Origin of the sequence: Streptomyces venezuelae (assembly GCF_008642335.1) — a bacterium.
Taxonomy (GTDB): domain Bacteria; phylum Actinomycetota; class Actinomycetes; order Streptomycetales; family Streptomycetaceae; genus Streptomyces; species Streptomyces venezuelae_F.
This window is the reverse complement of sequence record NZ_CP029191.1, coordinates 2,087,681-2,099,543: the sequence shown is the minus strand read 5'-3', so window position 1 is coordinate 2,099,543 and position 11,863 is coordinate 2,087,681. Positions and strand designations below refer to the sequence as shown.

Here is an 11,863-nt window from a genome sequence, read left to right as displayed (position 1 = left end):
AGTGCGTCGTGGTTGCTCGCGCAGTTCCCCGCGCCCCTGGGCAGTCCTGTCGCACTCGGCGACGTCCAAATGCGGCCCTGCTGTCTCTGCCGCACACGCCGGACTCACCCTGGGGCGCGGGGAACTGCGCGACCGGCCACGTGGCGTGAGTGCGCGGACGCTCAAGAGGGGGCCGGCTGTCAGTGCCGGGCGCGGCGGGTTTGCCCAGGGGCGCGGGGAACCGCGCGACCGGCCACGACGCGCCCGCAGCCGAACACGCTCAGCACCGCGCACCCCGCGCACAACGTCATCCCCAAGAACAGCGGCACCGCGGTGTGCTCCCCGCCGAGGCCCACCAGTGGCGCCACCACCGCCCCCAGCGCACTCTGGGCCGTGCCGAGGAGCGCCGAGCCCACGCCGGACGCACCCGGCACCCGGGCCAGCGCCAGCGCAGCCGAGTTGGCGACCACGAGCCCGAAGCCGCCGCACACCACGGCCAGCAGCGGCAGGCACACGGCGACCGAAAGCAGTCCGCCCAGGGCGAGTACCAACAGCCCGCACGACCCCGCGAGCATCGCCGAAAGACCGCGCCGCAGCAGCGCCTCGGGAGCGACCCGCCCCACCAGGCGGGCCCCCACCGCGCTGGACAGCGTCGCGACGACCGCTCCGCCGGAGAAGGCGACGGACGAGGCGCCCACCCCCATCCCGAGGACGTTCTGCAGCAGGAACGGCGACCCGGCGATGTAGCAGAAGAGCATCCCGAACCCGAAGGTGAAGGCGAGGGTGTAGCCGACGTACGCCCGGTCGCCGAGGACCTCCCGCACTGCCCCGGCCGTCCGGCGCACCCCGCCCGTGTGCCGCTGCCGCGCGGGCAGACTCTCCGGCACACCGATCACGACGGCGAGCGTCACCAGCGCGGACACCCCGGCGAGCACCCAGAACACGGCCCGCCACCCGAAGCCCCCGATCACGGCACCGCCCGCGAGCGGGGCGATGATCGGCGCGATTCCGGCGAGCGTCATCAGCACCCCGAACAGCCGTGCGGCAGCGGCTCCCTGGACCACGTCGGAGACGACGGCCCGGCTGATCACCACCCCCGCGGCCCCGCTGAACCCGGTCAGGAACCGCAGCGCGACCAGCCACCCGAGGGACGGCGCGACGGCACACAGCGCTGTCCCGACCGTGCACACGACGGCCCCGACGAGCAGCGGCCGACGCCTCCCGTACCGGTCGGAGAGCGGCCCGAAGACGAGGTGCCCGAGCGTCATTCCGACGAGGAACGCGGTCAGCGTGAGCTGCACCCCGGAGGCATCGGTTGCCAGCTCGTCGGCCATCCGCGGAAAGGCGGGGAGGTACATGTCGGTGGAGAGCGGACCTATGAACGAGAGCAGCGCGAGCGCGGCGGTGAGCAGGGGCATGACGCAGGGACCTCCGGGAGGGGACAACGGAGATGAAGATACTTATATAAGTATCAGAAACGCTAGCATGGGGGCGTGACCGAGCAGAGGAACGCGGAGAACGACGAGCCCGACCGCAGGCTCTTCCAGCACGCCAGGGAGTTGACCCCCGCGCTGTACGCGCTGTCGCGGGTCCTGCGCTTCCAGGGCATGGAGGAGGCGGGGCTGTGGCGGCTGCCGCCGTCGGAGCTGGAGTTGCTGCGCTACGTCCACGCGGAGCCCGGCACGACCGTGAGCGTCCTGGCCCGCGAACTGGGCCTGCACGCGAGCAATGTGAGCGCCACGGTGCGGGGGCTGGTGAACCAGGAGCTGCTGGAGCGCGAGAAGGACCCGAACGACGGCCGGGTGGTGCGTCTGAAGCCGACCCTCAAGGCGGAGCAGGGCATGGCCCTGATCGAGAACGCCTGGGCGGAGATCTTCGCCGACGCGCTCGCCGGGCTGGACGACGAGCAGCGGGCGGCGCTGGCCGCGTCCGTCCCCGCACTGGAGGCGCTGGCCACGGCGCTGAAGGAGCGTAGAACGCGGTAGGTCGAAGGAGAGTAGAACGCGGTAAGGGGCACCCGCAACAGCGGGTGCCCCTTACCGGACCGCGGAGGAGAAGGCCTACGGCAGCGCCAGCATCCGCTCCAGCGCCAGCTTCGCGAACTGCTCGGTCTCCCGGTCCACCTCGATCTGGTTGACGAGCTTGCCGTCCGCGAGGGACTCCAGCGTCCAGACCAGGTGCGGCAGGTCGATCCGGTTCATGGTCGAGCAGAAGCAGACCGTCTTGTCGAGGAAGACGATCTCCTTGTCCTCTGCGGCGAAACGGTTCGCCAGCCGCCGCACGAGGTTCAGCTCCGTGCCGATCGCCCACTTGGAGCCGGCCGGCGCCGCCTCCAGGGTCTGGATGATGTGCTCCGTGGAGCCCACGTAGTCCGCCGCCGCGACGACCTCGTGCTTGCACTCCGGGTGCACCAGCACGTTCACGCCGGGAATGCGCGCCCGGACGTCCTCCACGCTCTCCAGCGAGAAGCGCCCGTGCACCGAGCAGTGCCCGCGCCACAGGATCATCTTCGCGTCGCGCAGCTGCTCGGCGGTCAGGCCGCCGCCCGGCTTGTGCGGGTTGTAGACGACGCAGTCGTCCAGCGAGAGGCCCATGTCGCGCACCGCGGTGTTGCGGCCCAGGTGCTGGTCGGGCAGGAACAGGATCTTCTCGCCCTGCTCGAAGGCCCACTCCAGCGCGCGCTTGGCGTTGGACGACGTACAGATCGTGCCGCCGTGCTTGCCCGTGAACGCCTTGATGTCGGCCGAGGAGTTCATGTACGAGACGGGCACGACCTGCTCGGCGATCCCGGCCTCGGTCAGCACGTCCCAGCACTCGGCGACCTGCTCGGCGGTGGCCATGTCGGCCATCGAGCAGCCGGCGGCCAGGTCGGGCAGCACGACCTTCTGGTCGTCCGTCGTCAGGATGTCCGCGGACTCGGCCATGAAGTGCACACCGCAGAAGACGATGTACTCCGCGTCCGGCCGCGCGGCCGCGTCACGCGCCAGCTTGAAGGAGTCGCCGGTGACGTCCGCGAACTGGATGACCTCGTCGCGCTGGTAGTGGTGGCCCAGCACGAAGACCTTGTCCCCGAGCCTCTCCTTGGCGGCGCGGGCGCGCTCCACCAGGTCCGGGTCGGAGGGGGACGGCAGATCGCCGGGGCACTCCACACCGCGCTCGCTCCTGGGGTCGGCCTCGCGGCCGAGGAGGAGCAGGGCGAGGGGCGTGGGCTGTACATCGAGGGTCACGCTGTCCGCGGGGGACTGGGCGGTGGTCACAACACGCACCCTTTCTGACTCTGCAGACGATCCTTTTCGTCTAATTGACGTTATCTATCATAACCGCTTCGTGTCAGTTTGACGATGGCCATAGTGTCGATGTGACGCATTCGCCGTCCGGCGGCCCGCTGTTCCCCGCCGCGCCATGTGCGAGCATGAAGGGGTAAGACGTAAGCGCTCGGCCCGGAATGAATCCGCGGCCCCGCCGGTTGCAACCGTCGGCAAGCAGTCTCCGTACAACCCGGGAGAGAAGCAGATGTCCGTATCGGACGAGACCACCACCGTGAGCGACGGCATCCTCCTGTCGGACGCCGCCGCGGCCAAGGTGAAGGGCCTGCTGGAGCAGGAGGGCCGGGACGACCTGGCGCTGCGCGTCGCCGTTCAGCCCGGCGGCTGCTCGGGCCTGCGCTACCAGCTGTTCTTCGACGAGCGCTCGCTCGACGGCGACGTCGTCAAGGACTTCGACGGCGTGAAGGTCGTCACGGACCGCATGAGCGCTCCCTACCTGGGCGGCGCCTCCATCGACTTCGTGGACACCATCGAGAAGCAGGGCTTCACGATCGACAACCCCAACGCCACGGGCTCCTGCGCCTGCGGCGACTCCTTCAGCTGAGGCTGCGAGGCACCCACGTCGAAGGCGGCGGCCCCCTGAGTTTCCAGGGGGCCGCCGCCTTCGTGCGTACCGGTATCCGTGGGGACCGGTACCTACTTCCGGCGGACCGTCTCGCCCGCGGAGTCCACGACCTTGCGATCGCCCAGGGGCTTGTCCAGAGTGACCTTCTTCTTCAGGTCCTTGGCCATCATGACGCAGACGTCACCGGTCTTGCCGGTCTCCTCGACCGTGACCTTGACGCGGTCGCCGTCCTCCCGCGCGGACGCCGCGTACTCACCGCAGGCGCTGCCCCAGAAGTGCACGGTCAGCGACTTCCCGTCGGCGGTGTAGGACGTGAGGCGCGTCTTGTCCGCCGGCGTGTTCGGCGTGCCAGGCGTGCTCGGTGTGCCGGGCGTGCTCGGCGACGTCAGGTACTCGGGCGCGACCGCCGGGTGCGTCACCGTGAACGTGTCCTGCGCGCCCTGCGGCTTCACGTCGAACAGCCAGGACGGTACGAGGGTCTGCTTGCCGTCCACGAAGTGCGTCGCGAGGCCGAACGTGGCGCCGCTGACGGCGACCGGCTGCGGCTTCGGCGCCTCGGACGACGGCTTGCAGGGGGCCTGCTCCGGGCCGCTGCCGCCTTCGGACTTCGTCTCGTCGTCGGCGTGCGGCACCGGAGTGGCACAGCCGCCGATGCCGCCATGGCCCTCGACGCCCGACCTGTTCAGCCGGTCCAGGGTCTCCTGCGCGCTGATGACGGGGTACTTCGCGCCCTTCTCCGGCGCCTTCAACTGGCCGCTGCCGCCGACCACTTCGCCGCCCGCGCCGACCTGGATGCCGGTCGACCAGCCGTACGTCGGCAGGCCGTCCACCTTCGGGTCGGCGTTCACCACGCGTACGGCACCCATCAGCTGGCGCGCGTCCAGCTTCGCGTCGTCCTGGCCGAGGACCTTCAGGACGGGCGCCGCGGCGTCCTTGGCCGCCTGCTCGCCGACCGCGTCACCCGTCTCGCCGTTCGGTGCGGTGGAGCTCCTGGAACAGGGCTTGCCGCGCAGGCAGTTGTCGGTGCCGCCCGTGCCGTGCGCCGCGTAGGTCCAGGTGCCGGGCGCCTGCTTGTTCACCTGCAGCGAGGGCCCCGAACCGTCGTTGGAGTGGCCCACCCTCCAGGTGCCGTCCTGCGAGGTCGGCGTCCCGTCCACGCCCAGCGCCTTCGCGAGCCTGCCGACCTCGGCCGCGGTGACCTCGCCGCGTGCGTGGTAGACCGACGCGGACTCCGGGCCCTCGGGCAGCTGGGTGGTCGCCCGGTACCGCACGCCGTTCGGGTCGGGCTCGCCGGGCGCGATGCCGTGGGAGTCACCGGTGCCGCCGGTGCCGCTCTTGTCGTCACCGCCCTGCCGGTCGGCGGCCGGATAGCCGTCCAGGGCGAGGGGCGGCGGATTGCCGCCGTCCCCGGCCGGTGCCCCGTCACTGCCGCCGCCGCCGGACGCGGACGCCGCGAAGTACGCCCCACCGCCGCCGACCAGCAGCACGGTGGCCGCGACCGAGGCGACGGCCAGGCGGGACCGCCGCCGCTGCGGCTCGGACGCCTCGGAATCGGATCGCTCGGTGCTCACCGCATCGCTCCTTCGACTGCACTGCTGTCCCGGACATCCCACCGGTGCCGCCACCGGTGGGCCTCGTCGTATCCCAGTTCCCCTTTACGGGGGACGGCGATGGGACGCAGGAGGGGAGCGCACGGTTCCCTTCGGCGCGCGCCGGGACCCTGCGATCAGTCTCCCTCAGTCTCCGTACTCCGACATTTCGCCGATCAGACGGGCGGAGGACAGCGGGACGGTGATGCCGTGGATCAGCGAGGGCGGCACGGGGGCGGCCGCGGTCGCGGCGGGCACCGCCCAGTGCGGTGCCATGCGGGCGCAGTCGCCGCGCAGCGACTCCATGCTCTCGGGGGCCTCGGCGGCCGTGGCGCGACGGTGCAGGACGACATCCTTCGGGATAACGGTCATAACGGCACCGTATGCATCCGGACGCTCACGAAAAAAGCCCTACTATCGGGTAGTTTTGGCACTTCAGGCGGGGTGCCTCGACCCGGTAGCGTGAACTGTCAATCCTCGCCTCTCCTCCACAGGAGCACCCAGCCGTGCGTATCGCAGTCACCGGCTCCATCGCCACCGACCACCTGATGACCTTCCCCGGCCGCTTCGCCGACCAGCTGGTCGCCGATCAGTTGCACACGGTCTCCCTCTCCTTCCTCGTCGACGCCCTCGATGTGCGCAGGGGCGGCGTCGCCGCCAACATCACCTTCGGCATGGGGCAGCTCGGCACCCGCCCGATCCTGGTCGGCGCGGCCGGCTCCGACTTCGACGAGTACCGCGCCTGGCTCGACCGGCACGGCGTGGACACGGCCTCCGTCCGCATCTCCGAGACGCTGCACACGGCGCGCTTCGTCTGCACCACGGACGCCGACCACAACCAGATCGGCTCCTTCTACACGGGCGCGATGAGCGAGGCCCGCCTCATCGAGCTGAAGACGGTCGCGGACCGCGTGGGCGGCCTCGACCTCGTCTCGATCGGCGCCGACGACCCCGAGGCGATGCTCCGCCACACCGAGGAGTGCCGCTCCCGCGGCATCCCGTTCGCCGCGGACTTCTCGCAGCAGATCGCGCGCATGGAGGGCGAGGAGATCCGCACGCTCCTCGACGGGGCGACGTACCTCTTCTCCAACGAGTACGAGAAGGGGCTCATCGAGTCCAAGACCGGCTGGACCGACGCCGAGATCCTCTCGCGCGTCGGCCACCGCGTGACGACTCTCGGCGCGAACGGCGTCCGCATCGAGTCCGCCGGCAAGGACCCGATCGAGGTCGGCGTCCCGGAGGAGGAGGCGAAGGTCGAGCCGACCGGCGTCGGCGACGCGTTCCGCGCGGGCTTCCTCTCGGGCCTCGCCTGGGGCGTCTCCCACGAGCGCGCCGCCCAGGTCGGCTGCATGCTCGCCACCCTGGTCATCGAGACCGTCGGCACGCAGGAGTACGAGCTGCGCCGCAGCAACTTCATGGACCGCTTCACCAAGGCGTACGGCCACGAGGCCGCCACCGAGGTCAAGCCGCACCTGGCCTGAGCCCCGGGCGCCGACCGATCACGAGCTCCGGCGGACCACGTAAGCGACACCGCGGTCCGCCGGCCGCTCGCCCACGTACTCCTGTTCCTGGGTCCAGCACCAGGCGGGGATGTCCACGGCCGCGACCTCGTCGTCGGCGAGGACGGTGACGGTGCCGCCCACCCGTACCCGCCCGATCGCCTTGGCCAGCTCGATCACCGGCAGCGGACAGCTCATCCCGAGCGCGTCCACGGTCACGGCCTCCGCGGCCCCGTCCCCGCCCCCCACCGGCGCCCCCAGGGTCTCCCGCACGCCCCGCACCACCCGGGGCAGCACATCGAGGAACCGTTCGATCTCCGCCTCCTCGACGCCGAACGGCAGCGACACCCGTACGTTCCCCTCGCTGACCACCCCCATGGCGCGCAGCACATGGCTCGGTGTCAGCGTCGAGCTGGTGCACGAGGACCCGGACGACACGGAGAAACCGGCCCGGTCCAGCTCGTGCAGCACTGTCTCCCCGTCGACATAGAGACAGGAGAAGGTGACGAGGTGCGGCAGCCGCCGCACGGGGTCGCCCACCACCTCCACGTCCGGCACGAGCCCCGGCACCCGCGCCCGGATCCGCTCCGTCAGCTCCCGCAGTCGTACGGCCGCCGCGTCCGCCTCGGCCCGCACCGCCCGCAGCGAGGCGGCCGCCGCCACGATCGCCGGAATGTTCTCGAAGCCGACGGCGCGCCCGGACTCCCGCTCGTCGACGGGCCCCCGCACGGCGAAGCGCACTCCCTTGCGTACGACGAGAAGCCCGACTCCTGCCGGGCCACCCCATTTATGGGCACTCCCGGTCAGCAGCGACCAGTCCCCGTCGACACGTCCCCAGGGCAGCGACTGCGCCGCGTCCACCAGGAGCGGCACCCCGGCGGCCCGGCACACCTCCGCGACCCGGGCGACCGGCTGCACCGTGCCGACCTCGTGGTTGGCGGACTGCAGACAGGCGAGCGCGGTGTCCTCGCGCAGCGCCGCGGCATACGCCTCCGGGTCCACCGCCCCGCCGCGGTCCACCCCCACCTCGGTCACCGCCCCGCCGTCGCCCTCATGGGCCTCGGCCGAATGGAGTACCGACGAATGTTCGACGGCCGACACGATCAGGTGGCGTCCGACGCGCCGCCGCCCGGCCAGCGCCCCGGCCATCCCGGAGTGCACGGCGCGGGTGCCGGAGGAGGTGAAGACGAGCTCGTCGGGCCTGCAGCCCACCGCGTCGGCGGCCGCCTCACGCGCGGCATCGAGGAGCAGCCGGGCCCGCCGCCCCTCGCGATAGAGCCGCGAGGGATCGGCCCACCCCTCGTCAAGGGAGGCCTGCAGCGCCTGCCGCGCGACGGGATGAAGGGGAGCGGAGGAGGCAACGTCGAAGTAGGACACGCGTCAACGCTAAGACGTCACCCGAGCACCCCGCCCAGGGGGAGCGCCCCGCAGGGGCAGCCCTGCAGGGGCGCGGGGAACTGCGCGAGCAACCACCCTCCACCCGCACCCGCGGACCAGCGGATTCCACCCAGCTCGTGGGCGCTCCAAGGCTCCGTCAGAAACCGGTCGAGGGGCGGGCGTCCCACCCTTCGGAGTGACCCGCGGCGCGTTAGGCACCCTCCCCGCGCGACCCCAAATAGCGTCCAGTAGGGTTTGGTCCGCATAAACATCCAAACCCCTGCCCGCCGCAGGGCGGCGACCGACCAGCGTGAAGGCCGCAGCCGACCGCGCGGGCGAGACTCTCGGGAAGGCGCTACGTGAGTCCCAACGGCTCCGACCGCTCGTCGCGGCGCCCGATGCGGCGGAAGCTGCCGCAGGTGCTGACTGCGGGCCTGATCCTGGCGACCGCCACCGGTTGCACATACAAGGATTTCCCCCGCCTTGGAATGCCCACCCCGGTAACGGAAGAGGCTCCGCGGATTCTCTCCCTCTGGCAGGGCTCGTGGGCGGCAGCGCTCGCCACGGGCGTGCTGGTCTGGGGTCTGATCCTGTGGAGCGTCATCTTCCACCGGCGCAGCCGCACCAAGGTGGAAGTACCGTCGCAGACGCGTTACAACATGCCCATCGAGGCGCTCTACACGGTGGTTCCGCTCATCATCGTGTCGGTCCTCTTCTACTTCACGGCACGTGACGAGTCGAAGCTCCTCGAACTCGACGACAAGCCGGCCCACACGGTCAACGTGGTCGGCTATCAGTGGAGCTGGGGCTTCAACTACATCGAGGACGTGCCGGGTTCCGACAAGGGCGACGCCAAGACGTCCAAGGACCTGGACGCCATTCCGGACCGTTTCCGCAAGGACTTCCCGGCCAACGCCGGCGGTGTCTACGAAGTCGGCACGCCCGGCGAGCGGAACCCCCAGAACGGCAACCCCGGACCGACCCTCTGGCTCCCCAAGGGCGAGAAGGTTCGTTTCGTCCTGACTTCGCGTGACGTCATCCACTCCTTCTGGGTGGTGCCGTTCCTCATGAAGCAGGACGTCATCCCGGGCCACACCAACGCCTTCGAGGTGACTCCGAACAAGGAGGGCACCTTCATGGGCAAGTGCGCCGAGCTCTGCGGCGTCGACCACTCCCGGATGCTCTTCAACGTCAAGGTCGTCTCTCCCGAGCGCTACAAGCAGCACCTCGAGGACCTCGCGAAGAAGAACCAGACCGGTTACATCCCGGCCGGCATCGAGCAGACGGGCCACGAGAAGAACCGGGAGACGAACAACCTGTGAGCATCCTCAACGAACCCCAGGGTGCCGCGGCAGCAGACTCGTACGAGGACGAGCTGCCGGTCAGGCGCAAGCAGCCGGGCAACGTCGTGATCAAGTGGCTGACCACCACCGACCACAAGACGATCGGCACGCTCTATCTGGTCACGTCGTTCGCGTTCTTCTGCATCGGCGGCGTCATGGCGCTCTTCATGCGCGCCGAACTGGCCCGTCCCGGCACGCAGATCATGTCGAACGAGCAGTTCAACCAGGCGTTCACGATGCACGGCACGATCATGCTGCTGATGTTCGCGACGCCGCTGTTCGCCGGTTTCGCGAACTGGATCATGCCGCTGCAGATCGGTGCGCCCGATGTGGCGTTCCCGCGGCTGAACATGTTCGCCTACTGGCTGTACCTGTTCGGCTCGCTGATCGCGGTCGGCGGCTTCCTCACCCCGCAGGGTGCGGCCGACTTCGGCTGGTTCGCGTACAGCCCGCTGTCGGACGCGGTCCGCTCGCCGGGCATCGGCGCGGACATGTGGATCATGGGTCTGGCGTTCTCCGGCTTCGGTACGATCCTCGGCTCGGTCAACTTCATCACCACCATCATCTGCATGCGCGCTCCGGGCATGACGATGTTCCGCATGCCGATCTTCGTGTGGAACGTGCTGCTGACCGCGGTGCTCGTCCTGCTGGCCTTCCCGGTCCTGGCCGCCGCACTGTTCGCCCTGGAGGCGGACCGTAAATTCGGCGCCCATATCTTCGACGCCTCAAACGGCGGCGCACTGCTATGGCAACACCTCTTCTGGTTCTTCGGCCATCCAGAGGTGTACATCATCGCCTTGCCGTTCTTCGGCATCATTTCCGAGGTCATTCCGGTCTTCTCCCGCAAGCCGATGTTCGGCTACATGGGTCTGATCGGCGCGACCATCGCGATCGCGGGTCTGTCCGTGACCGTGTGGGCCCACCACATGTACGTCACCGGCGGCGTGCTGCTGCCGTTCTTCTCCTTCATGACGTTCCTGATCGCCGTACCGACCGGTGTGAAGTTCTTCAACTGGATCGGAACGATGTGGAAGGGGTCGCTGAGTTTCGAGACCCCGATGCTCTGGGCGGTCGGCTTCCTGATCACCTTCACCTTCGGTGGTCTGACCGGCGTCATCCTGGCCTCGCCGCCGATGGACTTCCACGTCTCGGACTCGTACTTCGTGGTGGCGCACTTCCACTACGTGGTGTTCGGCACCGTGGTGTTCGCGATGTTCTCCGGCTTCCACTTCTGGTGGCCGAAGTTCACCGGCAAGATGCTCGACGAGCGGCTCGGCAAGATCACCTTCTGGACGCTGTTCGTCGGCTTCCACGGCACGTTCCTCGTCCAGCACTGGCTGGGTGCCGAGGGCATGCCGCGCCGGTACGCGGACTACCTGCACGCCGACGGCTTCACGGCCCTGAACACGATCTCGACGATCTGTTCGTTCCTGCTCGGTCTGTCGATCCTGCCGTTCTTCTACAACATCTGGAAGACCGCCAAGTACGGCAAGAAGATCGAGGTCGACGACCCGTGGGGCTACGGCCGCTCCCTGGAGTGGGCGACGTCCTGCCCGCCCCCGCGGCACAACTTCCTCACGCTGCCGCGGATCCGTTCGGAATCGCCCGCGTTCGACCTGCACCACCCTGAGATCGCGGCGATCGGCCACCTCGAGAACGACGGACAGAAGGACACCGCGCTGTTCGGCGGCGACAAGGAGGCCACGAAGTGAAGATCCAGGGCAAGATGTTCATCTGGCTGAGCGTCTTCGTCCTCGCCATGGCGATCGTCTATGGCGTCTGGTCGAAGGAGCCTGCCGGTACCACGGCGCTCTTCCTGGCCTTCGGCCTGTGCATCATGATCGGCTACTACCTGGCCTTCACGGCCCGGCGTGTCGACGCCTCCGCACAGGACAACAAGGAGGCCGACGTCGCGGACGAGGCCGGCGAGGTGGGCTTCTTCAGCCCGCACAGCTGGCAGCCGCTCTCCCTGGCCGTGGGTGGCGCGCTCGCCTTCATGGGCGTCGTCTTCGGCTGGTGGCTGCTGTACTTCTCGGCCCCGATCATCCTGATCGGCCTGTGGGGCTGGGTGTTCGAGTACTACCGCGGCGAGAACCAGACCCAGTGAGTCTGTAGTTCCCGACGCACCCGAAGGGCCCCGGCACTCCGCGAGGAGCGCCGGGGCCCTTCGGCGTAAGCGACACCC

At 69.6% G+C, this 11,863-nt stretch carries 11 protein-coding genes; 6 read left to right on the top strand and 5 right to left on the bottom strand.

All coding sequences use genetic code 11. The features are described from left to right. Positions 1 to 179: 179 nt before the first annotated feature. Positions 180 to 1,397, bottom strand: a complete 1,218-nt coding sequence (locus DEJ49_RS09415) for a multidrug effflux MFS transporter (RefSeq protein WP_150183706.1) — start codon at positions 1,395 to 1,397, stop codon at positions 180 to 182. 75 nt (positions 1,398 to 1,472) lie between these two features. Between DEJ49_RS09415 and DEJ49_RS09410 the strand changes: the two genes are divergently transcribed. Further along, entirely contained in the window at positions 1,473 to 1,964 is a 492-nt protein-coding gene (locus DEJ49_RS09410) for a MarR family winged helix-turn-helix transcriptional regulator (RefSeq protein ID WP_150183705.1), read from the top strand. Between the two features lie 75 nt (positions 1,965 to 2,039). On the opposite strand, the gene nadA is transcribed toward DEJ49_RS09410, so the two are convergent. Continuing rightward, on the bottom strand, positions 2,040 to 3,245 hold the full coding sequence (nadA, locus tag DEJ49_RS09405; RefSeq protein ID WP_409240020.1) for a quinolinate synthase NadA: 1,206 nt from the start codon (positions 3,243 to 3,245) through the stop codon (positions 2,040 to 2,042). A gap of 247 nt (positions 3,246 to 3,492) precedes the next feature. Here nadA and DEJ49_RS09395 point away from each other — a divergent pair, with 247 nt between their 5' ends. Next, positions 3,493 to 3,849, top strand: coding sequence for a HesB/IscA family protein (locus DEJ49_RS09395; protein ID WP_030933606.1), 357 nt, complete (start codon positions 3,493 to 3,495; stop codon positions 3,847 to 3,849). A gap of 92 nt (positions 3,850 to 3,941) precedes the next feature. Here the strand turns inward: DEJ49_RS09395 and DEJ49_RS09390 are convergent, their stop codons facing one another. Next, positions 3,942 to 5,441 (bottom strand): hypothetical protein, encoded by a 1,500-nt coding sequence (locus DEJ49_RS09390; RefSeq protein ID WP_150183703.1) that lies wholly within the window; start codon positions 5,439 to 5,441, stop codon positions 3,942 to 3,944. Between the two features lie 165 nt (positions 5,442 to 5,606). Beyond that, positions 5,607 to 5,831, bottom strand: coding sequence for a hypothetical protein (locus DEJ49_RS09385; RefSeq protein WP_150183702.1), 225 nt, complete (start codon positions 5,829 to 5,831; stop codon positions 5,607 to 5,609). Positions 5,832 to 5,965: 134 nt separating this feature from the next. Between DEJ49_RS09385 and DEJ49_RS09380 the strand changes: the two genes are divergently transcribed. Next, a complete protein-coding gene (locus tag DEJ49_RS09380; RefSeq protein ID WP_150183701.1) occupies positions 5,966 to 6,940 on the top strand; it encodes a carbohydrate kinase family protein in 975 nt (324 codons plus the stop codon). A gap of 18 nt (positions 6,941 to 6,958) precedes the next feature. On the opposite strand, the gene DEJ49_RS09375 is transcribed toward DEJ49_RS09380, so the two are convergent. Next, entirely contained in the window at positions 6,959 to 8,335 is a 1,377-nt protein-coding gene (locus DEJ49_RS09375; protein WP_150183700.1) for a cysteine desulfurase/sulfurtransferase TusA family protein, read from the bottom strand. A gap of 359 nt (positions 8,336 to 8,694) precedes the next feature. Between DEJ49_RS09375 and coxB the strand changes: the two genes are divergently transcribed. Genes coxB through DEJ49_RS09360 form a run of 3 tightly spaced genes read left to right on the top strand, consistent with a single transcriptional unit; the run spans position 8,695 to position 11,785 of the window. Beyond that, positions 8,695 to 9,657, top strand: a complete 963-nt coding sequence (coxB, locus tag DEJ49_RS09370; protein ID WP_150183699.1) for a cytochrome c oxidase subunit II — start codon at positions 8,695 to 8,697, stop codon at positions 9,655 to 9,657. After that, positions 9,654 to 11,390, top strand: coding sequence for a cytochrome c oxidase subunit I (ctaD, locus tag DEJ49_RS09365; RefSeq protein WP_150183698.1), 1,737 nt, complete (start codon positions 9,654 to 9,656; stop codon positions 11,388 to 11,390). Before coxB ends, ctaD begins: the two co-directional genes overlap by 4 nt. Next, positions 11,387 to 11,785 (top strand): cytochrome c oxidase subunit 4, encoded by a 399-nt coding sequence (locus tag DEJ49_RS09360; protein WP_055566237.1) that lies wholly within the window; start codon positions 11,387 to 11,389, stop codon positions 11,783 to 11,785. The genes ctaD and DEJ49_RS09360 overlap by 4 nt, the downstream gene beginning before the upstream one ends. Positions 11,786 to 11,863 lie beyond the last annotated feature (78 nt).